This window comes from Kitasatospora sp. NPDC001540, assembly GCF_042894345.1.
Classification (GTDB): Bacteria; Actinomycetota; Actinomycetes; order Streptomycetales; family Streptomycetaceae; genus Kitasatospora; species Kitasatospora phosalacinea_C.
In genome coordinates this window covers 62633-88157 of record NZ_JBIAVO010000013.1, presented here as the reverse complement: position 1 = coordinate 88157, position 25525 = coordinate 62633, and the positions used below count along the sequence as shown (strand labels likewise).

At 74.2% G+C, this 25525-nt stretch carries 23 protein-coding genes; 13 read left to right on the top strand and 10 right to left on the bottom strand.

All coding sequences use genetic code 11. The annotated features are described in order from the left end of the window. Window positions 1-282: 282 nt before the first annotated feature. Window positions 283-1380: a glycoside hydrolase family 11 protein gene (locus ACFY00_RS17725; protein ID WP_388032409.1), complete on the top strand. Its 1098-nt coding sequence runs from the start codon at window positions 283-285 to the stop codon at window positions 1378-1380. A gap of 123 nt (window positions 1381-1503) precedes the next feature. On the opposite strand, the gene ACFY00_RS17720 is transcribed toward ACFY00_RS17725, so the two are convergent. The 3 genes from ACFY00_RS17720 to ACFY00_RS17710 all read right to left on the bottom strand — a co-directional run bounded on the left by ACFY00_RS17720 (window position 1504) and on the right by ACFY00_RS17710 (window position 4120). Further along, on the bottom strand, window positions 1504-2670 hold the full coding sequence (locus ACFY00_RS17720) for a hypothetical protein (RefSeq protein ID WP_388032408.1): 1167 nt from the start codon (window positions 2668-2670) through the stop codon (window positions 1504-1506). Window positions 2671-2684: 14 nt separating this feature from the next. Beyond that, complete coding sequence (locus ACFY00_RS17715; RefSeq protein WP_388032407.1) at window positions 2685-3287, bottom strand: hypothetical protein; 603 nt, start codon at window positions 3285-3287, stop codon at window positions 2685-2687. Window positions 3288-3730: 443 nt separating this feature from the next. Continuing rightward, on the bottom strand, window positions 3731-4120 hold the full coding sequence (locus ACFY00_RS17710) for an ArsR/SmtB family transcription factor (protein ID WP_388032406.1): 390 nt from the start codon (window positions 4118-4120) through the stop codon (window positions 3731-3733). Between the two features lie 104 nt (window positions 4121-4224). Here ACFY00_RS17710 and ACFY00_RS17705 point away from each other — a divergent pair, with 104 nt between their 5' ends. From ACFY00_RS17705 to ACFY00_RS17695, 3 genes are all read left to right on the top strand, one after another. Next, window positions 4225-6261 (top strand): heavy metal translocating P-type ATPase, encoded by a 2037-nt coding sequence (locus ACFY00_RS17705; protein ID WP_388032405.1) that lies wholly within the window; start codon window positions 4225-4227, stop codon window positions 6259-6261. A gap of 190 nt (window positions 6262-6451) precedes the next feature. Continuing rightward, window positions 6452-6871: a (2Fe-2S) ferredoxin domain-containing protein gene (locus ACFY00_RS17700; protein ID WP_388032404.1), complete on the top strand. Its 420-nt coding sequence runs from the start codon at window positions 6452-6454 to the stop codon at window positions 6869-6871. Between the two features lie 56 nt (window positions 6872-6927). Further along, window positions 6928-7419, top strand: coding sequence for an RrF2 family transcriptional regulator (locus tag ACFY00_RS17695; RefSeq protein ID WP_388032403.1), 492 nt, complete (start codon window positions 6928-6930; stop codon window positions 7417-7419). A 55-nt stretch (window positions 7420-7474) separates the two neighbouring features. Here the strand turns inward: ACFY00_RS17695 and ACFY00_RS17690 are convergent, their stop codons facing one another. Continuing rightward, entirely contained in the window at window positions 7475-8260 is a 786-nt protein-coding gene (locus ACFY00_RS17690) for a hypothetical protein (protein WP_388032402.1), read from the bottom strand. A 262-nt stretch (window positions 8261-8522) separates the two neighbouring features. Here ACFY00_RS17690 and bioB point away from each other — a divergent pair, with 262 nt between their 5' ends. The 4 genes from bioB to ACFY00_RS17670 all read left to right on the top strand — a co-directional run bounded on the left by bioB (window position 8523) and on the right by ACFY00_RS17670 (window position 12769). Continuing rightward, window positions 8523-9749 (top strand): biotin synthase BioB, encoded by a 1227-nt coding sequence (gene bioB, locus ACFY00_RS17685; RefSeq protein ID WP_388032401.1) that lies wholly within the window; start codon window positions 8523-8525, stop codon window positions 9747-9749. After that, on the top strand, window positions 9749-11092 hold the full coding sequence (locus ACFY00_RS17680; protein ID WP_388032400.1) for an adenosylmethionine--8-amino-7-oxononanoate transaminase: 1344 nt from the start codon (window positions 9749-9751) through the stop codon (window positions 11090-11092). The genes bioB and ACFY00_RS17680 overlap by 1 nt, the downstream gene beginning before the upstream one ends. A gap of 217 nt (window positions 11093-11309) precedes the next feature. After that, complete coding sequence (bioD, locus tag ACFY00_RS17675) at window positions 11310-12038, top strand: dethiobiotin synthase (RefSeq protein WP_388032399.1); 729 nt, start codon at window positions 11310-11312, stop codon at window positions 12036-12038. Further along, window positions 12038-12769, top strand: coding sequence for an SMI1/KNR4 family protein (locus tag ACFY00_RS17670; protein WP_388032398.1), 732 nt, complete (start codon window positions 12038-12040; stop codon window positions 12767-12769). Before bioD ends, ACFY00_RS17670 begins: the two co-directional genes overlap by 1 nt. A 44-nt stretch (window positions 12770-12813) precedes the next feature. On the opposite strand, the gene ACFY00_RS17665 is transcribed toward ACFY00_RS17670, so the two are convergent. After that, window positions 12814-13407: a Dps family protein gene (locus ACFY00_RS17665; RefSeq protein WP_388032397.1), complete on the bottom strand. Its 594-nt coding sequence runs from the start codon at window positions 13405-13407 to the stop codon at window positions 12814-12816. Window positions 13408-13600: 193 nt separating this feature from the next. Further along, window positions 13601-14995 (bottom strand): glucose-6-phosphate dehydrogenase, encoded by a 1395-nt coding sequence (locus ACFY00_RS17660; protein WP_388032395.1) that lies wholly within the window; start codon window positions 14993-14995, stop codon window positions 13601-13603. A 165-nt stretch (window positions 14996-15160) separates the two neighbouring features. On the opposite strand from ACFY00_RS17660, the gene ligA reads away from it, so the two are divergent. Continuing rightward, window positions 15161-17236 (top strand): NAD-dependent DNA ligase LigA, encoded by a 2076-nt coding sequence (gene ligA, locus ACFY00_RS17655; RefSeq protein WP_388032394.1) that lies wholly within the window; start codon window positions 15161-15163, stop codon window positions 17234-17236. 179 nt (window positions 17237-17415) lie between these two features. Further along, window positions 17416-19275 carry an ATP-binding protein gene (locus ACFY00_RS17650; protein ID WP_388032392.1) on the top strand — a complete coding sequence of 620 codons (1860 nt, stop codon included), beginning with the start codon at window positions 17416-17418 and terminating at the stop codon, window positions 19273-19275. 24 nt (window positions 19276-19299) lie between these two features. Here ACFY00_RS17650 and ACFY00_RS17645 read toward each other — a convergent pair whose 3' ends face one another. Then, complete coding sequence (locus tag ACFY00_RS17645; protein ID WP_388032390.1) at window positions 19300-19893, bottom strand: TetR/AcrR family transcriptional regulator; 594 nt, start codon at window positions 19891-19893, stop codon at window positions 19300-19302. Between the two features lie 93 nt (window positions 19894-19986). Between ACFY00_RS17645 and ACFY00_RS17640 the strand changes: the two genes are divergently transcribed. Next, window positions 19987-20565 carry a dihydrofolate reductase family protein gene (locus tag ACFY00_RS17640; protein ID WP_285735543.1) on the top strand — a complete coding sequence of 193 codons (579 nt, stop codon included), beginning with the start codon at window positions 19987-19989 and terminating at the stop codon, window positions 20563-20565. A gap of 57 nt (window positions 20566-20622) precedes the next feature. Beyond that, window positions 20623-21405, top strand: coding sequence for a dienelactone hydrolase family protein (locus ACFY00_RS17635; protein ID WP_388032388.1), 783 nt, complete (start codon window positions 20623-20625; stop codon window positions 21403-21405). A gap of 44 nt (window positions 21406-21449) precedes the next feature. Here the strand turns inward: ACFY00_RS17635 and ACFY00_RS17630 are convergent, their stop codons facing one another. Then, window positions 21450-21845 carry a hypothetical protein gene (locus tag ACFY00_RS17630; RefSeq protein WP_388032386.1) on the bottom strand — a complete coding sequence of 132 codons (396 nt, stop codon included), beginning with the start codon at window positions 21843-21845 and terminating at the stop codon, window positions 21450-21452. Between the two features lie 143 nt (window positions 21846-21988). On the opposite strand from ACFY00_RS17630, the gene ACFY00_RS17625 reads away from it, so the two are divergent. Beyond that, a complete protein-coding gene (locus ACFY00_RS17625) occupies window positions 21989-22183 on the top strand; it encodes a hypothetical protein (protein ID WP_388032384.1) in 195 nt (64 codons plus the stop codon). 7 nt (window positions 22184-22190) lie between these two features. On the opposite strand, the gene ACFY00_RS17620 is transcribed toward ACFY00_RS17625, so the two are convergent. Both ACFY00_RS17620 and ACFY00_RS17615 read right to left on the bottom strand, forming a co-directional pair. Then, the gene (locus ACFY00_RS17620; RefSeq protein WP_388032382.1) at window positions 22191-22361 is read right to left on the bottom strand and encodes a hypothetical protein; all 171 of its coding nucleotides are present in this window, start codon (window positions 22359-22361) and stop codon (window positions 22191-22193) included. Between the two features lie 95 nt (window positions 22362-22456). Beyond that, window positions 22457-24754: a SpaA isopeptide-forming pilin-related protein gene (locus ACFY00_RS17615; RefSeq protein ID WP_388032381.1), complete on the bottom strand. Its 2298-nt coding sequence runs from the start codon at window positions 24752-24754 to the stop codon at window positions 22457-22459. Window positions 24755-25525 lie beyond the last annotated feature (771 nt).

Here is a 25525-nt window from a genome sequence, read left to right as displayed (position 1 = left end):
ACTTCTCGAAACTTTCGAGAAAGTTACCCCTTCCGGAGGCCCCCGCCCTCCCATCCTAGCCGCCCCACACTTCCCTGAAATCAGTCGATACGGCACCCAGGGCGCCACAAGGGGCCTGTGAGCTGCGGAATTTCCCCATCTGGATGATCCCTGACCAACCCAGATCATTTCGCAAGCGTGTCGAAAGTGTTGACAGTCCGACAGGTGCGGGCCAGCATCGTCGCCATCGACCGGCCCTGTCGCACGCTTCTGTCAGCCCCCACCCGAAGAGGAAGCACGCACGTGAAGCCCACCCACTCCACCCGGGGCGGCCGCCTCTCCCGGTTCGCCGGCAAGGCCCCCATCATTGCCGCGGCCTGCGCGGCCGTGCTCGTCATCCCCAACGTCGCGAGCGCCGACACGACCATCTCGACGAACAGCACCGGCACCAACAATGGGTACTTCTACTCGTTCTGGAGCCAGAACAGCGGCCAGGCCTCCATGACCCTGGGCGCCGGCGGCCAGTACAGCACCACCTGGAACAACGTCACCAACTTCGTCGCGGGCAAGGGCTGGAACCCCGGCACGACCGACCCGGTGACCTACTCGGGCACGTTCAACTGCAACGGCAACTGCTACCTGTCGCTGTACGGCTGGACCACCAACCCGCTCATCGAGTACTACATCGTCGACAACTACGGGAACTACAACCCGAGCACGGGCGCCGCCAAACTGGGCTCGGTCGTCAGCGACGGCAGCACCTACGACCTGTACTCGACGCAGCGCACCAACGCCCCCTCCATCGAGGGCGACCACTCGAACTTCACCCAGTTCTGGGCGGTCCGCCAGTCGAAGCGCACCGGTGGCACCATCACCGTGTCCAACTTCTTCACCGCGTGGGCGAAGGCGGGCCTGAACCTCGGCACCCCGAACTACCAGATCCTGGCCACCGAGGGCTACGGCAGCAGCGGCAGCTCCAACATCACGGTCAGCCACGGGGGCGGCACCACCAGCCCGTCGCCCAGCCCGACCGGCGGCACCAGCCCCTCCCCCAGCCCGTCGTCCAGCCCGTCGTCCAGCCCGACCGGTGGCACCGGCAGCGGCTGCACCGCGACCTTCGCCAACTCGTCCGACTGGGGCGCCGGTTACACCGGCGCGGTGACCGTCAAGAACAACGGGTCGACCACCACCAACGGCTGGAAGGTCACCATGACCTACAGCGGGAACCAGACGGTCACCAACCTCTGGAGCGGCACCTACACCCAGTCCGGCAACGTCGTCACGGTGAACAACGCCGCCTACAACGGCTCCGTCCCGCCCGGCGGCACCACCAACTTCGGCTTCAACGCCAACTACAGCGGCAGCAACGCCGCTCCGGCCCTCACCTGCACCACCAGCTGATCGGGCACCACCGGCCGCCAGGACGGCGGAACGGGACGCACGCCGAACGCGTGCGTCCCGTTCCGTTCCGTCCCGTTCCGTTCGGTCCGTGGGGCCGCTCGGGCCCGTGAGCCCGTGGGCCCGTCAGCCGGTGGTGTGCGGCGGGGTGTTGCCTCCCCCGGTCGGGCTCGGCGAGGCGCTCGGCGACGCGCTCGCGGACGGGCTCGGCGACGCGGACGGGGCCGGGGTCGGGTCGAGCGAGACGTTCAGCCCGCAGACGCTGTTCAGGTCCGCGGTCAGGGAGGCCTGGGCGGCCGCCGCCTGGACCGCGGTGACCGTGGTGTCGCCGTTGTCGTAGGCGGCGAGGGTGGTCGCGTAGCCGACGGCGCTGCCGGTCGCCTTGCCCGCGAGGTCCTGGAGCAGGCTGCCGATCTCGAGACGGGTGAGGACGCTACCGGCGGACCGGTCGAACGGCGCCGCCAGCGAGCAGTAGGTGTCCTGCGGGGCGGTGGTGCCGACGACCGCCGCGAGGCGGGCCACCGGGTCCAGCGCGAAGTTCTGCTGGGCCACCGGGTCGGGTGCGGTCCCGGTGAGCAGCGCGGACACCGAGGTGCCGCCCTGGCCGACCACCTTGTCGAGCACGGTGGCCGGGGCGGTGTCGGCGGACGCGTCGGCGCCGGAACCCGGGTCGGCCGCGGTGGAGTTGGCCCCGGAGGCGGCGATCTTCATCAGCGAGTCCGGGGTGACCGCCGTCCCCTCGTACTCGCCGTTGCCGACCGTGTTGTTGTCGTAGGGCAGGCGGGCGCCGCCGCCGATCGGGGCCCACTCGCCGCTGGCGAAGCGGGCCAGGGTGAGCAGGTAGGTGTGGCCGACCTCCAGCCGCGAGCCCTCGGTCGACAGCGGGGTCCGGACCGAGCCGGTGAAGGCCCAGCCGTCCACCGTCAGGGTCAGGGTGGTGGGCAGCGCGGGGGCTCCGCTGCGGTCCCAGAGGGTCTGCTGGACGGACACGGTGACCGTGCGGCTGACGTAGCCCTCTCCGGAGGCCTGTTCCTCGGCGGACGGTGTGTCGGCGGTCTCGGCGGTGACCTTGGCGACGACGGTGTGGTCGCCGTAGGAGACCCAGTCCCGGGCGGTGCCCGAGGGGAGCCGCTCCTTGGCGTCGGCCAGGATGACCCGGTGCCCGGTGGCGGCGGGGGACGCGGCGGCCGCGGGGGCGTGGTGGGTGGTGGTGCCGAGGGTCACGGCGACGGTGACGGCGGTGACGGCGGTGGCCGCGGCGAGGGCGGCGGCGGTGCGGCGGCGAGTGGTCATGTCCGTGGTCCCCATCAGTACGTCGCGTTGATCTCGGCCCGGTTGTTGGCCCCGAGGTAGTAGGTGTCGATCTCGGTCATGCAGCCGACGATCGTGTTGTTCGGGTCCACCTTGGGGGAGGCGTTGTTGCCGTGGGTGAGGCCGACGGCGTGGCCGGTCTCGTGGCAGGCGTCGGACTTGTTGATGCTGAAGTGCTTGTTGAAGCGGACGTAGTGCTGGTCGCACTTGGTGCTGGTCACCGCGTCGTCGCACCAGGTCATGCCGATGTAGGAGTCCGACAGCGTGCCGGACTGGTAGATGATGTCGGTCTCCGACGAACCGGTGTACACGCCCGAGGACTTGACGGAGACGGCCAGGTCGGTGGGGCTGTAGTAGGAGCTGAGCGCCGACTTGATGGTGCTCTTCGCGCCGGAGCTGAGCGAGCCCTGCATGTAGACCGTCAGGTCGGCGTTGTCGGTCTGGCAGAAGTGTCCCTGCGAGAGGCTGCCGTCGTAGCAGGTCGGGTAGTAGTTGCCGGTCGGGTACATGTTGTCGATGGACTGCGCCTGCGCCACTGTGGGCGTGAGCATGACAGCAGCCGTCGCGAGGACGGCCGCCACCCGGTACGAGCGGGCCAAGGGGGACTCCCTGAGGGCGTGGGGGTGGATTGCGCGGAACCTTGAATGGTCACCGCCAAGCAGAGCCTGATGGAAATCCGACAGGGGGTCAAGCCCCTTTTGTTGTCGCCCTTTTGATGATTCGTGAGCACCTGGAAGGCCTTGGTGCGGACTGCGGCCAAAGACGGTTCGGTGCCACTGTCGGCCGTTCCGGACGGATATGTTCCAACGCCCTCACCAGCAGACCGGCGGAGTCGGCCCCGCCTCCGCGCCGTTCTGCGGCGTCGTGCGCAGTGAAATCAATTCCCTTGCCGCACAAGCACCTTGGCAATATTTCGAGCCCGCACCACGATGAAACCGACGGCCGGTCGGGTCGTTTCCGGCGAACGGGGGCGCGCACGAACGGGGCGGGACGCGCCGACGGGGGCCGTGCCCGACGGGTCCCGCCGGTACGGCCGGGCCGGTCAGGGGGCGTCGAGCTCGTCGGCGGCGGCGTCGGCGTCGGCGTCGGTGAGGCCCAGGCGGAGGTGCTCGGTGTGGTAGACGGCCTGGTCGAGGAGTTCGGCGACGTGGTTGTCGTGGAGGGCGTAGACGACGGAGCGGCCCCGGCGGGTGCCGACGACGAGCCCGAGGTTGCGCAGGAGGCGGAGCTGGTGGGAGCAAGCCGACTGCTCCATGCCGACGGCGGTGGCCAACTCGGTCGCGGCGCAGGGCCCTTCGCGCAGGCGGGCGAGGATCAGCAGGCGGGAGGGCGTGGCGAGGGCCTGGAGGGTGGTGGCAACGCGGGCAGCGTTGTCGGCGTCCAGGCGGATGCGCGGGACGGCGTTCTCGGCGGGGGCGGCTCCATGACCCATGCGGCAATACTACAGATGACGGATGAAGGAATGTTCATGTGTTCCTGTATCGTCGGAAGGGTCGTCCCTCCTGCCCCCGGCCTGCGTGAAGGGTCCCGTTCGCCATGCCCTCTTCCACCCTGATCGAGCGCCCCGTCCAGGCGCCGACCCCGGACGCCGTCGCACCCCGGCGGCGCACCCGGATCCTCGCGCTGCCGGAGGCCCGGTGGGCCGCGGCGTCGCTGGCACTGTTCCTGCTGGCGCTGCCGCTGCAGCTGGTCGGCGCGTCGGCGTGGGCGTGGGGGCCGCTGTACGCGCTGTCCTACGCCACCGGCGGGTGGGAGCCCGGCTGGGCGGGGCTGCAGGCGCTGCGCGAGAAGACCCTCGACGTCGACCTGCTGATGATCGTGGCGGCGCTGGGCGCGGCCGCGGTCGGGCAGGTGATGGACGGCGCGCTGCTGATCGTCATCTTCGCGACCTCGGGCGCGCTGGAGGCGATCGCCACCGCCCGCACCGCCGACTCGGTGCGCGGCCTGCTCGACCTGGCGCCCGCCACGGCGACCCGGCTGCTGGACGACGGCACCGAGGAGAGCGTCCCGACCGGGGAGCTGTCCGTCGGCGACACGGTCCTGGTGCGCCCCGGCGAGCGGATCGGCGCCGACGGCCGGGTGCTGGACGGGGCGAGCGAGGTCGACCAGGCCACCATCACCGGCGAGCCGCTGCCGGTGGCCAAGCGGGTGGGCGACGAGGTGTTCGCCGGGACGCTGAACGGCACCGGTGCGCTGCGGGTGAAGGTCGAGCGGGACGCCTCGGACTCGGTGATCGCCCGGATCGTGAAGATGGTCGAGGAGGCGTCGGAGACCAAGGCCCCGACGCAGCTGTTCATCGAGAAGGTCGAGCAGCGCTACTCGCTGGGCATGGTGGCCGCCACGCTCGCGGTGTTCGCGGTGCCGCTGCTGGTCGGCGCGGCGTTCACGGACTCGCTGCTGCGCGCGATGACGTTCATGATCGTGGCCTCGCCGTGCGCGGTGGTGCTGGCGACGATGCCGCCGCTGCTGTCGGCGATCGCGAACTCCGGGCGGCACGGCGTGCTGGTGAAGTCCGCGGTCGTCATGGAGCGCCTGGGCCAGGTCGACGTCGTGGCGCTGGACAAGACCGGCACCCTCACCGAGGGCACCCCCCGCGTCACCGACGTCCGCCCGCTGACCGGCTCCGGCCTGGACGAGGACGGGCTGCTGGCCCTGGCCGCCGCCGCCGAGCACCCCAGCGAGCACCCGCTGGCCCGCGCCGTCGTCGACGCCGCCCGCACCCGCGGCCTCGGCCTCGCCCCGGCCGAGGACTTCACCTCCACCCCGGGCGTCGGCGTCCGCGCCACCGTCGCGGGCCGCACCGTCGCGGTCGGCACGCCCGCCCGCCTGCTCGACTCCGCCGCTCCGGCCGCCGCTCCGGCGGCCACGACGACCACCGACCCGGCCGCCGCGACGAGCGGCGCCGCCCGCGCCGCCGCGGTGGCCGCCGAACTGGAGGAGGCGGGCCGCACCGCCGTCCTGGTCGAGGCGGACGGGGCGCCGGTGGGCGTGCTGGGCATCGCGGACCGGCTCCGGCCGGACGCCGCCGCCACCGTCGGCGCGCTGGCGGCCCTGACCGGCGCCGCCCCGGTACTGCTGACCGGCGACAACCCGCGCGCCGCGGGGCGCCTGGCCGCCGAGGTCGGCATCACGGACGTCCGGGCCGCCCTGCTGCCGCAGGACAAGGTCGCCGCGGTGCGCGAGCAGGAGGCCGCGGGGCGCAAGGTGCTGGTGGTCGGCGACGGCGTCAACGACGCCCCCGCCCTGGCCGCCGCGCACACCGGCGTCGCGATGGGCCGGGCCGGGTCCGACCTCGCCCTGGAGACCGCCGACGCGGTGATCGTCCGCGACGAGCTCGCCACCGTCCCCGCCGTGGTCGCCCTCTCCCGCCGGGCCCGCTCCCTGGTGGTGCAGAACCTGGTGATCGCGTCGGCGTTCATCACCGTGCTGGTGGTGTGGGACCTCGTCGCGACCCTGCCGCTGCCGCTGGGCGTGCTCGGCCACGAGGGTTCCACCGTCATCGTCGGCCTGAACGGCCTGCGCCTGCTGCGCGACGCCGCGTGGGACCGGGCCGCGGCCGGGGGACGGCGGTGAACGGCCGGGCGGTGAACGGCCGGGCGGCGACCGGGGGGACGGCGATGAGCGGCCCGGGGACGGCGGTGAGCCGCCGGGACGGGAGCGCCCCGGCGCTGCGGGGTAGGGTCACCGCCGTGACCACCATGATCGAACCGGGGGCCGCCCGCCCCGTCCGCGTTGCCCCCGCCGCTGCCGCGGAGGGCGTCCGATGAGCCGCCGTTCCCGTACCAGGGCGGCCAAGGTGCCCGCGCAGGGGGGCGCGGCCGCCCGCTGCACCGTCTCGGTCTGCCGGGGCTGCTGCTGCGGCACCCCGAAGGTGCCGCGGCTGGACCACGCCGCGCAGCTCGCCGAGTTGCGCGCGGGCCTCGCGGAGGTCGCCACCGTCCGCCCGGTGCCCTGCCTGGACTCCTGCGAGCACGCCAACGTGGTCGTCGTCCAGCCCTCGGCGGAGGGTCGGCGGGCGGGCGGGCGACCGGTGTGGCTGGGGCTGGTCAACGACCGCGACGCCTCCGCCGACATCACCGCCTGGATCGCGGCGGGCGGGCCGGGCCTGGCCGAGATGCCCGCCATCCTCGACCTGTACGTCTTCTCGCCCTCCCGCCGCGTCCGGGAGCAGCTCGACTCCTGAGCCCTCCCCCGGGCGGTGTTGGCGCGGCCCGGTCCGGGATGGCTACCATCCCGAATATGCGGACGAGCGAAGGCGTGGAGTGGGGCCTGCACTGCTGCCTCGCCCTGCTCTGGGTGGGCGGCGCGGAGCCGGTGTCCTCGGCCCGGCTGGCCGCGATGTTCGAGCTGTCGCCGACGTACCTGAACAAGGTGCTGCAGCGGCTGACCCGGGCCGGGCTGCTGAGCTCCACCCCCGGGCCGCGCGGCGGGGTGCGGCTGGCCCGGGAGCCGGAGCGGATCACCATGATGGACGTGGTGGCGGCCGTCGAGGGGCCGGACCCGCTGTTCGCCTGCGCCGAGATCCGGCAGCACGGCGCGGGCGCGGAGGGCGCGGCGGCCCGCGAGTTCGCCCGGCCGTGCGGGGTCTCCACCGCGATGCGCCGGGCCGAACTGGCCTGGCGCCGCGAGCTGTCCGGCCGGACGGTCGCCGACCTGGCGGCGGCCACCCCGGCCGCGTCGGTGGCCCGGTTCCGCACCAACTACGCCCGCCTGGCGGGCACTTCCGCCTGAGCCCGGTCCTCCGGTCGGTACGGCGCCGCGCCCGGCGGCGCCGTACCCGGCGGCGCTACATCCACATGAACGGCATGCCCGCGACGGCCGCGGCGGAGCGGTTGCTGAGCGCCAGCACCTCGTCCGCCTTGTCCGCCTTGTCCGGGGAGGCGGCCGCCCGCTGGTCGACGTAGCGCGAGACGGTCAGCGTGATGTGATGGCCGACCAGTTCGACCCGGGTCACCGACATCGGCTTGACGCCCTCGGCGGGGGCGGACTGCCCGTCCGGATAGGTGAATTCGAAGTCCGCGGCCTTCTCCCGGACGGTCTGCAGGGCCTTGGCCGCGGCGCCCGCGTCGAGGAAGCGCAGCACCGTCACGCTGGAGACCACCGGCTGGTCGCCGCGGGTGAGCGCGACCCCGATCCAGCCCTGGCAGCCGAGGTCCGCCAGCACGTTGCGGGTCTTGTCGTTCTGCACGGCCGCGCAGTCCGCGCCCTCCCGGGAGGCCGAGCGGCGGGCCCGGTAGCCGTCGTACTCGTAGGTCCGCTGCGCGGGGAAGTACCGTTCCGCGACGAAGGACTGGGACTCCGTCAGCGGCGGCGCGGGGTGGCCCGCCACGGCCGCGGCGGTCTGGAGCTTGTCCCCGGACGGCACGCCCGTCGCGCTCTCCCCCCGGTGCGGCAAGGTCGCCACCACCCAGACCCCGCCGGTCGCGAGCACCGCGACGACGCTCCACAGCAGGGCCAGCCGCCGCCGCTCGCCGACCGCCCGGTGCCCGGTCGGCGGGTGCTCGTCGTCCGCGCGGTGCCCGGTCGGCTGCTCGTCGTCCGCGCGCGCGGGCGCTCCCCGCTGGATGGTCATGGCGCAGATTGTAAGCAGTTGATCGGACGGTCGTTCCTTCGGGTCGGACGCACGCGCACTTCGGACCGTCCGCGCGCCGTTCCGGACCTCCCCGCTACGCTGTGTGACGCATCTCTCCCCGTGCCCCGGCGTTCGTACGACCGGCCGACGGTCGGCGAAACGGCAGGTCGGGGCCGTGTTGTGACAACCGGCACAGCCTGCGGGCGATCTTCTGGCGGGTTCCCTCTGGCGGACGTCGGGGCGGCCCGGGCAGGATCGGGCCATGGACCTCCTCGACATCCTGACCGACAAGGGCCTTCGCCGGGAACTGCCCACCCGGGAGGAGGCACTGGCCGTGCTGGCCACCACCGACGACCAGTTGCTGGACGTGGTCGCGGCCGCCGGCCGGGTGCGCCGACAGTGGTTCGGCCGCCGGGTGAAGCTCAACTACCTGGTGAACCTGAAGAGCGGGCTGTGTCCGGAGGACTGCTCGTACTGCTCGCAGCGCCTCGGCTCGAAGGCGGAGATCCTCAAGTACACCTGGCTGAAGCCGGACCAGGCCGCCGAGGCGGCGGCCGCGGGCGTCGCGGGCGGGGCCAAGCGGGTCTGCCTGGTGGCGAGCGGGCGCGGCCCGACGGACCGCGACATCGACCGGGTCGCGGACACCATCGCGGCGATCAAGGACGCGGACGCGAACGTCGAGGTCTGCGCCTGCCTGGGCCTGCTCTCCGACAACCAGGCCGAGCGGCTGAAGGCGGCCGGGGCGGACGCGTACAACCACAACCTGAACACCTCCGAGTCCACCTACGGCGACATCACCACCACCCACACCTACGCGGACCGGGTCGACACCGTCACCAAGGCGCACGGCGCGGGCCTGTCCGCCTGCTCGGGCCTGATCGCGGGCATGGGCGAGAGCGACGAGGACCTGGTCGACGTGGTGTTCGCGCTGCGCGAGCTGGACCCGGACTCGGTGCCGGTGAACTTCCTGATCCCGTTCGAGGGCACCCCGCTCGCCGAGGAGTGGAACCTCACCCCGCAGCGCTGCCTGCGGATCCTGGCGATGGTCCGGTTCGTCTGCCCCGACATCGAGGTGCGGATCGCCGGCGGCCGCGAGGTGCACCTGCGCTCGATGCAGCCGCTGGGCCTGCACATCGCCAACTCGATCTTCCTGGGCGACTACCTGACCAGCGAGGGCCAGGCCGGGCAGGCCGACCTCGACATGATCAAGGACGCCGGCTTCGAGGTCGAGGGCGCCGAGCAGACCACCCTCCCCCGCCACCGCGCCCACGCCGCCGCGGGCGGCGGCTGCGGCGGCCACCAGGAGGAGGGCGCCTGCGGGACGGACGCCTGCGGGACGAGTGGCGGCGCCGGTTGCGGCAGCGTCTGCGGCGGCCACGGCGAGGCGCCGGAAGCCGTCCAGACCGAAGGCGTCGAGGACGAGGCGCGCACCGACCTGGTCCGGGTGCGCCGCCGGGGCGCCGGTACCGAGCTGGCGCCGAACGCCTGATGGAACGTCAGCAACTCCTGGACGCCGCGCAGTTGATCGACCTGGACCGGGCGCACGTCTGGCACCCGTACGGTCCGATGCCCGGGACGGCCCGTCCGCTCGTGGTGGAGTCGGCCGCGGGCGTGCGCCTGCGGCTGGCCGAACCCGTGGGCGGGCACCGGGAGTTGGTCGACGGCATGTCGTCCTGGTGGGCGGCGGTCCACGGCTACCGGCACCCGGTGCTGGACGCCGCGGTGCGCACCCAGCTCGACTCGATGAGCCATGTCATGTTCGGCGGGCTGACCCACCGCCCGGCCGTCGAACTGGCGGTCAAACTGGTCGAGTTGACGCCCGAGCCGCTGCAGCACGTGTTCCTCGCCGACTCCGGTTCGGTGTCGGTCGAGGTCGCGCTGAAGATGTGCCTGCAGTACTGGCGCTCGCTCGGCCGCCCGGAGAAGCACCGGGTGCTGACCTGGCGCGGCGGCTACCACGGCGACACCTTCCACCCGATGTCGGTGTGCGACCCCGAGGGCGGGATGCACCACCTGTGGGGCGGGGTGCTGCCCCGGCAACTGTTCGCCGCCGAGCCGCCCGCCGGGTACGACGCCCCCGCCGACCCGGCGTACCTCGCGCACCTGACCGGGCTGATCGAGCAGCACGCGGGCGAACTCGCCGCCGTGATCGTCGAACCGGTCGTCCAGGGTGCGGGCGGGATGCGCTTCCACAGCCCCGAGTACCTGCGCGCGCTGCGGGAGTTGTGCGACGCGCACGACGTGCTGCTGGTCTTCGACGAGATCGCCACCGGCTTCGGCCGCACCGGCGAGCTCTTCGCCGCCGACCACGCGGGCGTCTCCCCCGACGTGATGTGCCTGGGCAAGGCGCTGACCGGCGGCTACCTGACCCTCGCCGCGACGCTGTGCACCGGCCGGGTCGCCGAGGGCATCTCGCGCGGCGAGGTCCCGGTGCTGGCGCACGGCCCGACCTTCATGGGCAACCCGCTGGCCGCGGCCGTCGCCAACGCCTCGATCGACCTGCTGCTGCAGCAGGACTGGCGCGCCGAGGTGCGGCGGATCGAGACCGGCCTGCGCGCCGCGCTCGCCCCGTGCGCAGGACAGCCCGGGGTCGCGGACGTCCGGGTGCTGGGCGCGATCGGCGTGGTCCAACTGGACGCGCCCGTCGACATGGCGGCGGCCACCGCGGCCGCCACCGAACAGGGCGTGTGGCTGCGGCCGTTCCGCGACCTGATCTACACCATGCCGCCGTTCGTCACCGGGGACGAGGACCTGGCCGCGATCGGCCGGGCGGTCGCCGCCGCAGCGGCCGCCTCGACCGCCGCCACCGCCTCGATCGCCGCTACCAGCTAGGCCCCGCGCCCACGCCTGGTGGGCCCGCTGCTCTGACGCCTCACCGGGCCACCGGGCCACCGGGCCACCGGGCCACCGGGCCACCGGGCCACCGGGCCACCGGGCCACCGGGCAGGATGGATCGGGCGGTCCGCCGCTGTCGCCGACCTGCTCCCCCTCCCCCGTCACCCGTCCCCTCCCCCACCACCCACACCACCCCAGCCAGGAGCACCGCACCATGTCACCCGTCCTCTTCGTCACCGGCACCGGCACCGAGGTCGGCAAGACGCTCACCACCGCCGCAGTCGCCGCGCTCCGCTCCGAGCCGGTCGCGGTGCTCAAGCCGGGCCAGACCGGGCTCGGGCCGGACGAGCCGGGGGACGCCGACGAGGTCGCCCGGCTGGCCGGGCCGCTGGTGCGCCCGGTCGAGCTGGCGCGCTACCCGGAGCCGCTCGCCCCGGAGACGGCGGCCCGCCGGGCCGGGCTGCCGCCGCTGGCCCCCGCGGACGTCGCCAAGGCCGTCGCCGGACTCGCCGCCGAGCACCGCACCGTCCTGGTCGAGGGCGCGGGCGGGCTGCTGGTCCGCTACGACGAGCAGGGGCACACCCTCGCCGACTTCGCCCTGGCCTGCCGACTCCTGGGCCTGGACGTCGAGTTCCTGCTGGTCGCGGCGGCGGGCCTGGGCACCCTGAACGCCACCGCGCTCACCGCCGAGGCCCTGCGCCACCGCGGCCTGCCACTGCGCGGCACGGTCATCGGCTGCTGGCCCGCCGACCCCGACCTCGCCACCCGCTGCAACCTCGCCGACCTGCCCACCGCCGCCGGAGCCCCCCTGCTCGGCGCCCTCCCGTCCGGCGCCGCCGCCCACACCCCCGCCACCTTCCGCCCCTTCGCCGCCGCCGCCCTGGCCCCGTCCCTGGGCGGCCGGTGGGACGCCGCGGCCTTCGCCGCCGCCCACCCGGCCTGATGGACGACCCCGCCCCCGACGCCTCCCACGCCCTGCGCGCGGGCCTGCACTCCCCCGCGCAGGCCCTGGACTTCGTCCGCTGGCTGGCCGCCGCCTGGACGGACCGCCCGCTCAGCCCCGCGGACGGCTGCCCCGAAGCCGAACTCGCCGCCGCCGAAGCCCGGTTGGGCTTCCCGCTGCCCGCCGCCCTGCGCTCCGGCTACGCCCTGTTCGGCCGCCGGGACGACCTGACCCGTACCCAGGACGCGCTGCTCCCGCCGTCCGGGCTGTACGTCGACCGCGCCGACGAGGCGGCGGACGGGATGCTCGTCTTCCGCGAGGAGAACCAGAGTTGCGCGTTCTGGGGCCTCCCGCTGTCCGCCCCCGACCGGGACGACCCGCCGGTGCTGGTGGACGCGGGCGACGGCTGGTTCCCCTTCCTGCCGCGGATGTCACTGGCCTGGGTCGAACTCGTCCTCACCGAGTTCCTGCTCGGCTCCCCGCACTACGACGCCTGCGAACTCCCGCCCGCCCTGCTGCCCGCCCTGCACGCCCGGCACGCCCGCCTCCCCCTCCCCGACCACCCGATGTGGGCCAGTTGGGCCGACTCGCCGATCCGCTGGTACGCCGCCCCCGGCCGCCTGCTCCGCCACGACGGCCCCGGCCCGCGCTCCTGGCTGCACGCCACCACCCGCACCCCGGCCGAACTCGCCGCCCTGCACGCCGACTTCCCCACCCGCTGGGTGCGCTGAAGGCCGCCCGGTGGGCCCGGGCGGCCTTCGGCGGGGCGGGGCGGTCAGCCCGCGTTCTTGCTGCTCTTGCGGACGGCCTTCTTCGCGGCCCGCTCCTCGGTGGGGGCGTCCGCCGTGGCGAGGGTGCCGCTGGAGCTCTCCAGGTGGGCGCGGACGAACCACTGGTACTGCTCCAGGTCGCGCAGCTGCTCGATGAGCAGGTCCTCGGTGGCGGGGTCGATCTTCCCGGCCTGCTCGACGGCGTTCCGCAGGTCGGTGATGACGCCGGTGTAGACCAGGTCGAGGGCGCCCAGGTGGGCGATGGCGTCGGCCCGGCCGACGCTGTAGTCGTCCCAGCCGCGCTCGGCGACCAGGCGTCCGGGCGTGCCGTGCGCGACGCCGCCGAGGGTGGCGATCCGCTCGGCGACGTCGTCGGCCATCTCGCGCACCCGGTCGACCTGGGGGTCGAGCATCTCGTGGACGGCGATGAAGTGCGGGCCGACCACGTTCCAGTGGATGTGCTTCAGAGTGAGGTGCAGGTCGTTCAGTGCGTGCAGCCGCCCCTGCAGAGCGACGATCAGCTCCGCTCCCTGCTCGGTGGTCAGACCGGGAACGGTGTAGGCGGGGCGGCGGTCGTCACGGTTGGTGCTGCGGGCCATGGCGGGTTCTCCTCATCACAGGGTCGGTGCTGAACAGTGCTGGACAACGCCTTCCCGATTCCGCACCGACCATGAGCCCCGATCCGCCGAACGGGTGAACGCCTCCCCCGTCCGCCAGGACGGACGGCGGGCGGACGGGCGCCCGGAGCCGAGCACCGGCCCGTCCGCGCCCCCTCCCGGGCGTCGCGCACGCTCAGCCCGTCCGGTCCGGCGCCGGAACCTCCGGCCCGGCCGAGCCCTGCGGGTAGGGCACCGCGGGCGGCGGGTCCGCCAGGACCGGTGCGGCCAGCTCCCAGAGTCGCTCGACCTCGGCGGCCGTGGTGAACACCCGGTGGTCGCCGCTCAGGGCGTGCCGGAAGACCTGCGCGTAGGCGCCGAGGGAGTCGGCGGCGCCGGGCAGCGGCTCCAGGCCGAGCACCCCGTCCACCGTCCCGGGCCGGGGCCCGGGGCGGCTCAGCCGGACGTCGAGCCGGACGTCCGCGGCGGCGCCCAGGCCCACCGCCAGTTCCGGGCCGGGTCCGTCCCCGTCCCGCGCCGGGCGGAAGCGGACGGTGAGCCGGTGGTCGGCCGAGTCCAGGGCCTTGCCGGTGCGCAGCAGGAAGGGGACGCCCTGCCAGCGCGGGTTGTCGATCCGGACCTCGACGGCGGCGAAGGTCTCGGTGGCCGAGTCGGCGGGGACCCCGTCCTCGTCCCGGTAGCCCTCGTACTGGCCGAAGACCGTCCGCGCCGGGTCGAAGGGCCGGGTCTGTTCGAACAGGCGGAGCCGGGCGGCCCGCTCGGCCCCGGGGTCGTCGGAGCCGGGCGGCTCCATCGCCGCGGCCGCCAGGACTTGGCACAGGTGGGTGGGGACCATGTCGCGGAAGGTGCCGGTGTGTTCCATGAAGGAGGCCCGGCCCTCGATGCCGATCTCCTCCGGGACGTCGATCAGCACCGAGGCGACGTGGCGGGCGTCCCAGGACGCGGCGAGCCAGGGGTTGGCGGTGCGCAGCGCCAGCAGGGCCCGGACCGACTCCTTGGCCAGGAAGTGGTCGATCCGCAGGACCCGCTCCTCGGGGGCGAGGGAGGCCAGCAGCGCGTTCAGCGCGCGGGCGGTGTCGACGTCCTCGCCCACGGGTTTCTCCACCATCACGGTGGCCCCCTCGGCGAGGCCCTCGCGCCCGATCATCCGGAGCATGCCCTCCGCCTGCCCCGGAGGCACGGACAGGTAGAGGAGGACCCGGCAGTCCGCGCCGAGCCGGGTGCGCCGCTCCCGCACCGCCGCCGCGAGGCCGGAGCCGTCCTCGGCGGACGCCGTGGTGAAGCCGACCTGCTCGGCGAAGCGCTCCAGCGCCCCGTGGTCGGCGGCGTCGGTGGCGTCGGTGGCGTCGGCGACCGCCTGGACGACCTGGCGGCGGAAGTCCTCGTCCGTGCCGGGCGAGTGGCGGCCCGAGCCGACGACCGCGAACCGTTCGGGCAGCAGGTCGCGTTCCCAGAGTTCGAACAGGGCGGGGAAGAGCATCCGTCGCGCGAGATCACCGGTCGCCCCGAACAGGACGAGGAGGACCGGCGCGTCGTCGGTGCGGGCTGCGGCGGCGGGCGAGGCTGTCACGTCAACGGCTCCGGTGATCGGTGCGGGGATCGGGGTGCGGGGGTCGCTCGCCCTGCCTTCCCCGCTTTCGCGCTCCCACTCTCGCCCGAACGGGTTTCCCGCCCGTCCTGACGTTGCGCCAGGCACCCGGTCGGCAACGGTCGGTTGTCAGTACCGGGCGGAAGGATGACGGTCATGAACAACGCCGCCCTGCTCACTTCCGGCGACTACGCCGACGCCGTCGCCACTGCCACCCGGGCCGCCGCCGCCTACTACGCGGACGGGACGACGACGCTCGGGGACGACGAGTACGACGCGCTGGCGCGGGCGATCGCCGCGTACGAGCAGGCGCACCCGGAGGAGGTGTCGGAGCAGTCGCCGACCGGCAAGGTCGCGGGCGGCGCCGCGGAGGGGGACGTCACGCACTCGGTGCCGATGCTCTCGCTCGACAACGTGTTCTCGGGAGAGGAACTCGCGGACTGGGCGGCCTCGTTGGAGCGGCGGCTGGGCCGGTCCCCGGCCGGGTGGTGCGTGGAACCGAAGCTGGACGGGCTGGCGATCGCAGCCCGGTACGAGGGGGGTGCGCTGCGGCAGGTGCTGACGCGCGGCAACGGCCTCGCGGGCGAGGACATCACGCACACCGCGGGCGACGTGCTGGGCCTGCCGGCCGTCCTGACCGAGCCGATCGACGTCGAGCTGCGCGGTGAAGTCCTGCTGACGCACGCCCAGTTCGAGCTGGCGAACGAGATCCGCACGGCGCACGGCGCGGTGCCGTTCGCCAACCCGCGCAACGGCGCGGCGGGCACGCTGCGGGCCAAGGACCGGCCGTACCGGATCGAGTTGACGTTCTTCGCCTACGACGCGGTCGGCCTGGCCGGGGCGGACGGAGCGCTGGCGCACAGCGCGCTGCTGGAGCGGCTCGCGGCGCTCGGGGCGAACACGGCGGCGTCGACGGCGGCCGCGCCGCAGCGCTGCGAGAGCGTCGAGGAGGTGCAGCGGCGGGTCGAGGAGATCGCGGGGATGCGGGCGGCGCTGCCGTTCGGCATCGACGGCGTGGTGGTGAAGGCGGACGACGCGGCCGACCAGGCGCAGGCCGGTTCCGGTTCGCGGGCGCCGCGCTGGGCGGTGGCCCGCAAGCTCGCCGCCGAGCACAAGGTGACCAGGCTGCTGGCGGTGGAGTGGGCGGTCGGCCGGACGGGCGTCATCGCGCCGCGCGCCGTGCTGGAGCCGGTGGTGATCGACGGCGTGACGGTGTCGTTCGCGACGCTGCACAACCCGGCCGACATCACCCGCCGCGGCCTGATGCTGGGCGACCGGGTCTTCGTCTACCGCGCGGGGGACGTCATCCCGCGGGTGGAGGCGCCCCTGGTGGAGGAGCGCACCGGCGCGGAGCGGCCGATCGTCTTCCCCTCGGCCTGCCCGCGCTGCGGGGAGGCGATCGACACCGGCGAGCAGCGCTGGCGCTGCGTGCGGGGCCGCAACTGCCAGGTGGTGGCGTCGATCATCTACGCGGCGGGCCGCGACCAGCTGGACATCGAGGGCCTGGGCTCGACCCGGGCGGTGCAGCTGGTGGAGGCCGGGCTGGTCCGCGACCTGGCGGACGTGTTCACCCTGACCCGCGAGCAACTGCTCTCCCTGGAGCGGATGGGCACCACCAGCACCGACAACCTGCTCGCCGCCATCGAGACCGCCCGCACCCGTCCGCTGGGCCGGGTCCTGTGCGCGCTGGGCGTGCGCGGCACCGGCCGCAGCATGTCGCGCCGGATCGCCGCGCACTTCGGCTCGATGGCCGCGATCCGCGCCGCGGACGCCGAGACCCTGGCCGCCGTCGAGGGCATCGGCCCGGAGAAGGCCCGCCTGGTCGTCTCCGAACTCGCCGAACTCTCCACCCTGTTGGACCGCCTGGCCGCCCTCGGCGTCGGCACCCAGGTCACCGCACCCACCGCCCCCGTCACCGCCCCCGCCGTGGGGACCAGCGAGGACGCGGAGGTCCCCGCCGCGGGTCCGCTCACCGGCGAGGCCGTGGTCGTCACCGGCTCGATGACCGGCCCGCTGGCCGCCCTCTCCCGCAACGAGATGAACGAACTGATCGAGCGCGCCGGCGGCAAGGCCTCCTCCTCCGTCTCCGGGCGCACCACCCTGCTGGTCGCGGGCGAGAAGGCCGGCTCCAAGCGCGCCAAGGCCGAGGAGCTGGGCATCCGCATCCTCGACCCCGAGCAGTTCGCCACCCTGCTCGCCGCCCACCTGCCCGTGGCGGCCTGAGCCGGGGCTGCTGTCGGCACGTCGACGCCCGGACCTAGACTCGGGACGCGGGCTACGGCCTCGGCGAGTGAGCGCGCGGGTGTGCGAGCCGAGGAGCGGGAGCTGCACCTGGCCGGTGCCGGCCTGCGGCGGCCGCGTCCGCCCCGCTTCCCCGATCGCCCTGCACCGGAGCCCTCGACGTGACCGACTCCACGACCACCGTCCGCCCGCCCCACCAGCCCCATCCGTACGTGGGCGGGCGGGCGGTGGCGTTGCGGGCCCTGGCGGCATGGCGTTCCGGCGGGGGCGGCGCGCCCCGGACGGTGCTGGTCACGGGTGGTTCCGGCAGCGGCCGTTCCCGGTTGCTGACCGGGTTCCTGATGCTGTGCGAGCCGTCCGAGCGGGAGCGGTTCGACCTCGCCGCGCTCGATCCGGCCACCGTGCCGCCGGGCGGGCTGCCCGCGCCGCCGGTGTTCGACGCCGCCGGGCGGACGGCGCTCCAACTGCGCTGGCTGGTGGCGGACCACTTCGCGCCCGGTGCCGTGCGGGCCGACGAGCTGGCCGGGCGGCTGGCCGGGATCGGGGCGCCCGAGCGGCCGGTGGCGGTGGTGGTCGCGGACGTGGACCGGGCAGGGGTGCTGGCCGGGTCGGGTGAGCCCGCGCTGGTCGCCGAGCAGGTGCTGCGGCCGCTGGCGCTGGCCCCCGGGGTCCGGCTGCTGGCGGACGTGGACCGGGCCGAGGCGCAGTGGTTGGCCGAGCAGCTGCCCGGTGACCAGCTGCTGGTGATGGACCTGGACCGGGAGCCGTGGCGGGACGAGGAGGGGCTGCGGCTGCAGGCCGAGTACTCCCTGCGGGACCCGGGCGGTGCGGCCGAGCTGGCCCGGACGGCGGACGGTCCGCTGGTGGTCCGGCTCGCCGCCTGGTCGTCCCGCAGCAGGCCGGGCGGGCCGGGCGGGCCGGTGCCGACGCCGTTGCCGTTGCCGTTGCCGCGCACCGTCGGTGACGCGCTCGACCTGCAGGCCCGGCTGCACGGCGCGGACGAGCTGACGCTGCGCCGCCTGCTGGCCCCGCTGGCCCTGGCCGGGCCCGGCGAACCGCTGCCGCTGGAGCTCTGGGCGCCGCTGGCCTCGGCGGTCGCGGGCAGGGACCTCGGTCCGGCGCTGGCGGGTGGGCAGCACCTGCTGCTGCCGTTCTTCGACCTGGCCTCGGCGGAGGGGGAGCCCCCGGCCGTCCGGATCGTGCACCCGGCGCTCGCCGCCGAGCTGCGCGAGCGCTTCGGCGGCACCGTCCACGAGGTGCAGCGCCGGTTGACCGCCGCCCTGCTGGCCACCCTCGACGGGGACGGCCCCGGGCGGTGGGCGCGGGCCGCGCCGTACGTCCGGGAGCAGGTGGTCGGGCACGCGCTGGAGGGCGGCGTGCTGCCGGATCTGATGGCGGACGGCGGGTTCCTGGTGCACGCCGAGCAGGTCCGGCTGCGGGCCGCCGCCGAGCGCCTGGTCGCCGCCGGTACGGAGCTGCCGCCGCTGGGCCGGACGTGGCTGCGGCTGGCGACGCTGTTCGTCCGCCAGCAGCTGGAACCTCGGTTGCGGGCCGCCCTGCTGGAGCACGGCGCCCGCCAGGACGGCCTGCCCGCGCCGGAGTTCGGCGTGGAGCTGCCGTGGTGCACGCTCTGGGCCCGGCCGTTGGCGGGGGTGCGCGGGGTCACGGCGGCGATCGGACCGACGGGCGCGAGCCTGCTGGTGGCCTACCGACCGGGCGCGGAGCCGGAGTTGACGGCCTACGAGGTGCTGACGGGCACCCCGGCGGGGTGCGACCCCGAGCGGGTGGTCCGCCCCGGCGAGGAGCAACGCGCCGCCACCCCGCTGGGGATCAGCACCGGCGCCGACTACCTGCGGCTGTGGACGCGGGGCGCGGACGGGCGACCGAGCGAGCAGGTCGCGGTGTTCGTCTCCGGTGCCCCGCTGGGCGGCGCCGACCTGACCCCGGACGGCCTGCTGCTGCTCGCCGACGCCCGGGGTGTCGCGGTGCTGCGGCCGTCCGCGCTGCCGGTCCGGCCGTAGCGGGCGACTCCCCCTGACGGCCGGTCAGTCCCCGGTGGTGGGTTCGCCCGCAAGCAGGCGGGCCACCAGGGCGTCGACGAGGTGGGTGCGCTGTTCGGGGGTGTGCAGGTCGGGGAGGGTGAGCCGTTCCAGGGTCAGCCAGTTGAGGGCGAGGACCAGCAGCTGGACGGTGGTGGTGTCGCCGGGCAGGCCGGAGGCGAGGTGGTAGTCGGTGTTGAAGCGGAGGTCGGCGGCGACCCGGCGGGTGAGGACGTCACGGAGTTCGGGGCGGCGCAGGGCGGCGAGGCGCAGTTCGAGCAGGGCGAGGAAGCCGGTGGGGTAGGCGGCGACCCGGTCCAGGACCTGGTGCATGAGGGCGGTGAGCCGAGCGGCGTCGCGGGGGCCCTCGAAGCCCCGGGCGAGGGTGTCGGCGCCGGGGTCGAGCCGTTCGTAGACGCGGTCGGCGCACTGGGCGAGCAGGGCGTCCCGGTTGGCGAAGTAGTTGGAGACGGTGCCTGCGGGGACGGCGGCGCGCTGGTCGACGGCGCGGAAGGTGAGGCCGCGGGCGCCCTCCTCGGCCAGCACCTCCAGGGCGGCGTCGAGCAGGGCCGTCCGGCGTTCGGGGTTGCTGCGTGCCATCGCTTGTGACCACTCCAGTCGTAGTGCTACGGTCTTACCACTCCATCCAGAGTACTACGGATGGAGTCCTGTTCCCCGCCGAGAGGTTCCTGGATGCGAAAGCTCGTGTACTACGTCGCCGTCTCCGTGGACGGCTTCATCGCCGGCCCGTCCGGCGAGTTCGACTTCTACCCCGCCGCCCCCGACATGGCGGAGCACCAACTGACCGAGTTCCCCGAGACGATCCCGGTGCAGGCCCGCCCGCACCTGGGCCTGACCGACACCCCGAACCGGCGCTTCGACACCGTGCTGATGGGTCTGGGCGCCTACCGCCCGGGGCTGGACGCGGGCATCCCCAGCCCCTACCCGCACCTGGAGCAGTACGTGGTCTCCAGCTCGCTGCCCGCCGTGGACGACCCCGCGGTGCACCTGGTGCGCGCCGATCCGCTGGGCCTGGTGCGGGAGTTGAAGCAGCAGCCCGGCAGCGGCGACCTCTGGCTGTGCGGCGGCGGTCGGCTGGCCGCCGAACTGCTGCCGGAGATCGACGAGTTGGTGCTCAAGCGGTACCCGGTGGTGGCGGGCGGCGGCATCCCCGCGTTCGCCGGGCCGCTGCGCCCACGCCCGTTCGCCCCGGTGGAGACCCTGACCTTCAGCCACGGCGGCACCGTCACCACCTACCGCCCCGCCGGGTAGCGTGGGCCCCAGGAGGCCCGGCCCCGCGCCGGGCCGTACGAGGGGGATCGACGGAGCATGGAAGCAACAGAACTGACGACCCGTTGGGTGCGGCCGGAGGACGGCGGCCCGGAGGTGTTCCTGGCGGCGCCCGCGGGCGCCGCACCGGCGGCCACCGTGGTGGTGGGCCAGGAGCTGTTCGGGGTCACGGCCTGGGTGCGCGGGGTGTGCGAGCGGCTGGCCGCCGCCGGGTACGCCGCCGTCGCACCGGACTTCTACGGGCGCGAGACGCAGCGCGCCGACCTGCCGTACGACGACGCGGGGCGGGTCGAGGGGTTCGCCCTGCTGGGCACCCTGACCACCGAACGGGTCGTCGCCGACACCGCCGCCGCGCTGGCCGTCGGCGCGTCCCTGGGCGGGGGCCCGGGCCGGGCGTTCGTCGGCTTCTCGGTCGGCGGCCACCTCGGCCTGCTCGCCGGGGCCCACCTGCCGCTGGACCTGGTCGCCGCCTGCTACCCCACCTGGACGCTGGAGGGCGGCACCCCGCTCGCCGACGACCACCCACCGCTCGCCGAACCGGGCGCGGCCGCGCTCGCCGCCCACGGCACGACCGTCCTCGGCCTGGTCGGCGCCGAGGACCACGTCGTCCCGCCCGAGCAGTGGGCCCGCATCGGCGAGCGCCTCGCCACCGCGGGCGTCCCGCACGACCTGGTCGCCTACCCGGGCGTCCCGCACGGCTTCCTGTGCGACCACCGCCCGGCCACCCACCGCCCCGAGGAGACCGCGGACGCCTTCGCCCGCATCCTCACCGCCCTGTCCACCCTGCCCACGCTGCCCTCGCTGCCCGCTCGGCAGGCCTGACCCCCGACCACCCCGGCCCCGCCCGAGACCCGCCGGGCGGGGCCTCACGCCTCCCCGCCGTCCCCGTTGCCCTCGTCGCCCTCGTCGAGCCGCTGCAGCACGGTCGTCAACTCCCCTGACGCGTACAGCCCTTCCAGCACCGCGATCATGCCGTCGATGCCCGCGTCCCGGACGATCAGCCCGTCGGAGCACCAGAAGTACCGCCCGCCCAACTCCTCGCCGGTGCGGGCCCACCGCTCCATCAGCCGCCCGACCTCGGCGTGGGTGAAGACCGTCGCGCTCCACCGCGACCCGTCCGCGGCCAGCCGGACCTCGACGTCCACGTTGCAGAGCTCCGCCAGCGGCTCCCCCGGGTCGGGCAGGAACACGGCCGTGAACCCCGCCCTGCGCACCCGGTACCACGGCCCGTCCCAGCCCTGCCCGAACTCCGCGCCGTCCATCCCCGCAGCATCCCGAACCGGCCCGCCCGGCTCAACGCCTTTTTGCCCGTACGCCGAACGGGCGCCACCGCGTCACCCACCCGCCCCGCGGCGCGTTGGACCACCGTCAGCCCGCCCCCTCCCCAGCCCGAGGACCCCGCCCCATGCGCACCGCACTCGCCACCCTCGCCCTCGCCGCCGCCCTGCTCTCCCCCGCCGCTCCCGCCCTCGCCGAGGAAGCGGCCGCCCCCGTCCCCAACCAGGGCTACAGCATCCCGGTCGGCGCCGTCACCGACCTGGGCGCCCTCCCGGTGCTGGGCGGCCTGGGCAACGACTTCGCCCACCTGCTGGGCCAGTAGGCCGGTCTCAGAACTGCAGCGCCCAGCGGTCGAGGTGCCGCTCGAAGTACTCCGATCCGCCGGTCACCCACAACCGCCGCACCCCGTTGGCGACCCTGGCGGAGGCGTCCACGCCGTGGAGCCGGTGGACGTCGTCGGACGGGCCGCTGAAGTTCTCGTCCTTGAGGCACCGGCCCATCCGCCATCCGACGTGGGCACGGCAGCCGAAACACAGAACGGGGTGTCCGGGGCCGCTGTCGCGGTCCCGGACACCCCGGGGCTGAGCAGGTGCGCCTACCTCCCCGTGTGCACGGGACGGTCCCACGGCTCGGACGGCCCGTCACCGTGCGGCGGGCACGGCTTGGGCGGGCACGGCTTGGGCGGACAGACCCGGGTGTCCTGCACGGTGATCTCCGAGCAGGGGTGGTCCTCGGTCAGCACGACCGCGTTCACCGGCTCGCGCGGCAGGGCGTAACCGTCCGGGGCCGACACCTCCTGCCAGTAGTACGTGCCGAGCGGAAGGTCCCGCGCCGAGCAGACGCCGTCGGCGGCGGTGGTGCAGGGCTGCCCCACCTTGGTGTCCGCATTGGCACCGAGGGTCTGCAGGCCCGGGATCCCGTTGGTTTCGCGCCAGAGTTGGAAGACCGCTCCGGCCAGCGGCTCACCGGTCTCCGCGTCGACCTTGGTCACCTGGGTCGCACCCGACCCCTTGCTCGGCGTCCTGCTGTCCTTGACGACGACCGGCACGCTCTGGCCCGCACCATTGATCACCACGGTGCTCACCGGCTGAGCCGGGAGGTCGTAACCGGGCGGGGCAACGGTCTCCTGCCAGTAGTACGTCCCCAACGGCAGATCGCTCGCCCGGCAGACACCACCAGCAGGCGTGGTGCACGGCGCACCCACCACGGTGTCAGGATCGGCACCCGTGGCCTGGAGCCCGGGAACACCATTGCTCTCCCGCCACAACTGGAACACCGCACCCGCCAACGGCTGCCCCCGCTCCGCGTCCAGCTTGATGACGCTGGTGGAGCCCGTTACGGCCGGCGTCCTGCTGTCCTTGACGACGACCGGAACGCTCTGACCATCCGCATCCAACACCACAGTGCTCACCGGCTGAGCCGGCAGGTCATAACCGGGCGGGGCAACGGTCTCCTGCCAGTAGTACGTCCCCAACGGCAGATCGCTCGCCCGGCAGACACCACCAACGGGCGTGGTGCACGGCGCACCCACCACGGTGTCAGGATCGGCACCCGTGACCTGGAGCCCGGGAACACCATTGCTCTCCCGCCACAACTGGAACACCGCACCCGCCAACGGCTGCGACGTCACCGCATCCACCTTCGTCACCGACGTCGAACCCGTCGGCACCGCGGACATGGTGTCCCCAACCGTCACCGGCACACTCTGACCATCCGCATCCAACACCACAGTGCTCACCGGCTGAGCCGGCAGGTCATAACCAGGCGGAGCAACGGTCTCCTGCCAGTAGTACGTCCCCAACGGCAGACCACCCACCGAACAGACACCACCAACAGGCGTGGTGCACGGCGCACCCACCGCCGTGTCGGGATCGGCACCCGCGGCCTGGAGCCCGGGAACACCATTGCTCTCCCGCCACAACTGGAACACCGCCCCCGCCAACGGCTGCGACGTCACCGCATCCACCTTCGTCACCGAGGTCGAGCCGGTGGGGGTGGGGGTGCCGCATTCGGGCAGGTCGCCGTTGAAGGGGTAGGCGTGGATTTCCGTGCCGGTGCCGCCCGAGCCTCCGGAGGTGTGGTCCAGGGTTCCGGTGGTGAAGAACCGGCCGTTCAGGCCGGGGAGGTTCACGGTGGTGGTGCTGGCCGGGTTGCCCACCAGGATGCTGCCCTGGAACTGGCCGGTGCCGGTGAAGGTCACGGACGACGCGGTCGGGACGTTCCACAGCAGGCGTTCGCGGAGCTGGTTGAGGGGGTCGCTGTCGTCGATGCCGCCGCTGAAGGTGCTGACCGTGCGGGCTCCCCCGAGCAGGTTGACCAGGACCGTCGCGCCGGGCGGGATGTTCTCGAACACGATGCCCTGCTGGGCGCCACTGCTCGTGGTGAGGTCGAAGTCGACGTTGAAGACCTGGAGCGCGGAGGTGCCGTCGCCGGTGAACAGCGTCTGGTAGCTCTGGTTGACGGCGGTGCCGGTGGCGGGCCGGGGTGATCCGGCACCGGCGTAGCACTCGCTGGCCGTCTGCAGCTGGCCGCGCAGCGGTGCGTAGGGGGCGGCGGCCTGCGGGTCCTGGACGAGGGTTCCGAGGACGGTGCCGCTGACCGTTCCGGCGTGGCGGACGGTGCCGCCCTCGGCGACCAGCCGCTGGTCCTGGGCCACGGTGATGTTGCCGCCGGTGGTGAGGAAGTCCGAGCCGTCCGGCGGGGGGACGCGGGATCCGACACCCGCGATTCCGACGTTGTAGACGGCGCTGACCCCCTGGGCCTTGTTCTGCGAGAAGTTCCCGAGGGTGACCACCTTGCCCTCGGCCTCGGCCGCGGACCCGCTGACGTTGAAGTCGCCGCCGACGAACACGTTGATGTTCGCGTCGCGTCCGGCGAAGGGCCCGTTGTTCACCGGGGGGAACGTGGCCGGGCACTCCGCTCCCAGGCAGGGTCCGAGTCCGCCCGGGAGTCCCGCCGCCCGGGCGGCGGGGGCGACGGCGGTCAGGCCGAGCGGAATGAGCGCTGCGACGAGGGTGGCGCTCAGGGCCCGTCCCAGTCGTCGCCGTCTCCGTCCAGGGTCGGCGTGCTGATCTGGCTTCACCTCGGTCCTCTCCGCGTTCAGAACGATGGGAGGTCCGAGTCTGCTCAGGGCCGGTGGCCCGGGGTTCCGCGACGCGCTGATCAGGCGTCAAGTGGCCCTGAGTTGCCCACCGATGGCCGAAGGGGGGAGGCCGACGGTGGACCGTCTTCGCCACGGCCGCCCGCGCTCATCTGACCGTCATACGGATGCGGGGCTCCGCGAAGAGGCCGGAGCCGCTCGAACGCCGGCGCTGGTACCGGCGGCGCCGACCGGGCGTCGGCCCCGGGCGTCGACTCCGGGCGTCGGCCCCGGGCGTCGACTCCGGGCGTCGGCCCCGGTTGTTTCCGCTCCGAAAGTTTTCCTCGGCCGGGGCCCGGCGACAAGGGGCGACGGGGGTTCGTCGCGGGGTCGTCACCGGCCCGCAACATGTCGCAATACTCCGCAACACCCGCCCCCAGCTGGGAAGATGGCGATTGACAGCGGGCGTACGGGCCGAGCACGATGAGCGCCGAGCCCAGTCGCAGCGAACCGGAAGGAGGGCCGATGCGTACCGTCGTTGTCGTCTGTTGTCCGTCGTGCCCGGCCCCGGTGGGCGTGCGTCGT

Bases quoted from the DNA above. Each gene is read 5' to 3' on its own strand.
- ACFY00_RS17720 (WP_388032408.1), bottom strand. From the start codon at position 2,670: ATGACCACTCGCCGCCGCACCGCCGCCGCCCTCGCCGCGGCCACCGCC.
- ACFY00_RS17710 (WP_388032406.1), bottom strand. From the start codon at position 4,120: ATGGGTCATGGAGCCGCCCCCGCCGAGAACGCCGTCCCGCGCATCCGC.
- ACFY00_RS17705 (WP_388032405.1), top strand. From the start codon at position 4,225: ATGCCCTCTTCCACCCTGATCGAGCGCCCCGTCCAGGCGCCGACCCCG.
- ACFY00_RS17700 (WP_388032404.1), top strand. From the start codon at position 6,452: ATGAGCCGCCGTTCCCGTACCAGGGCGGCCAAGGTGCCCGCGCAGGGG.
- ACFY00_RS17695 (WP_388032403.1), top strand. From the start codon at position 6,928: ATGCGGACGAGCGAAGGCGTGGAGTGGGGCCTGCACTGCTGCCTCGCC.
- ACFY00_RS17690 (WP_388032402.1), bottom strand. From the start codon at position 8,260: ATGACCATCCAGCGGGGAGCGCCCGCGCGCGCGGACGACGAGCAGCCG.
- bioB (WP_388032401.1), top strand. From the start codon at position 8,523: ATGGACCTCCTCGACATCCTGACCGACAAGGGCCTTCGCCGGGAACTG.
- ACFY00_RS17680 (WP_388032400.1), top strand. From the start codon at position 9,749: ATGGAACGTCAGCAACTCCTGGACGCCGCGCAGTTGATCGACCTGGAC.
- bioD (WP_388032399.1), top strand. From the start codon at position 11,310: ATGTCACCCGTCCTCTTCGTCACCGGCACCGGCACCGAGGTCGGCAAG.
- ACFY00_RS17670 (WP_388032398.1), top strand. From the start codon at position 12,038: ATGGACGACCCCGCCCCCGACGCCTCCCACGCCCTGCGCGCGGGCCTG.
- ACFY00_RS17665 (WP_388032397.1), bottom strand. From the start codon at position 13,407: ATGGCCCGCAGCACCAACCGTGACGACCGCCGCCCCGCCTACACCGTT.
- ligA (WP_388032394.1), top strand. From the start codon at position 15,161: ATGACGGTCATGAACAACGCCGCCCTGCTCACTTCCGGCGACTACGCC.
- ACFY00_RS17645 (WP_388032390.1), bottom strand. From the start codon at position 19,893: ATGGCACGCAGCAACCCCGAACGCCGGACGGCCCTGCTCGACGCCGCC.
- ACFY00_RS17640 (WP_285735543.1), top strand. From the start codon at position 19,987: ATGCGAAAGCTCGTGTACTACGTCGCCGTCTCCGTGGACGGCTTCATC.
- ACFY00_RS17635 (WP_388032388.1), top strand. From the start codon at position 20,623: ATGGAAGCAACAGAACTGACGACCCGTTGGGTGCGGCCGGAGGACGGC.
- ACFY00_RS17630 (WP_388032386.1), bottom strand. From the start codon at position 21,845: ATGGACGGCGCGGAGTTCGGGCAGGGCTGGGACGGGCCGTGGTACCGG.
- ACFY00_RS17625 (WP_388032384.1), top strand. From the start codon at position 21,989: ATGCGCACCGCACTCGCCACCCTCGCCCTCGCCGCCGCCCTGCTCTCC.
- ACFY00_RS17620 (WP_388032382.1), bottom strand. From the start codon at position 22,361: ATGGGCCGGTGCCTCAAGGACGAGAACTTCAGCGGCCCGTCCGACGAC.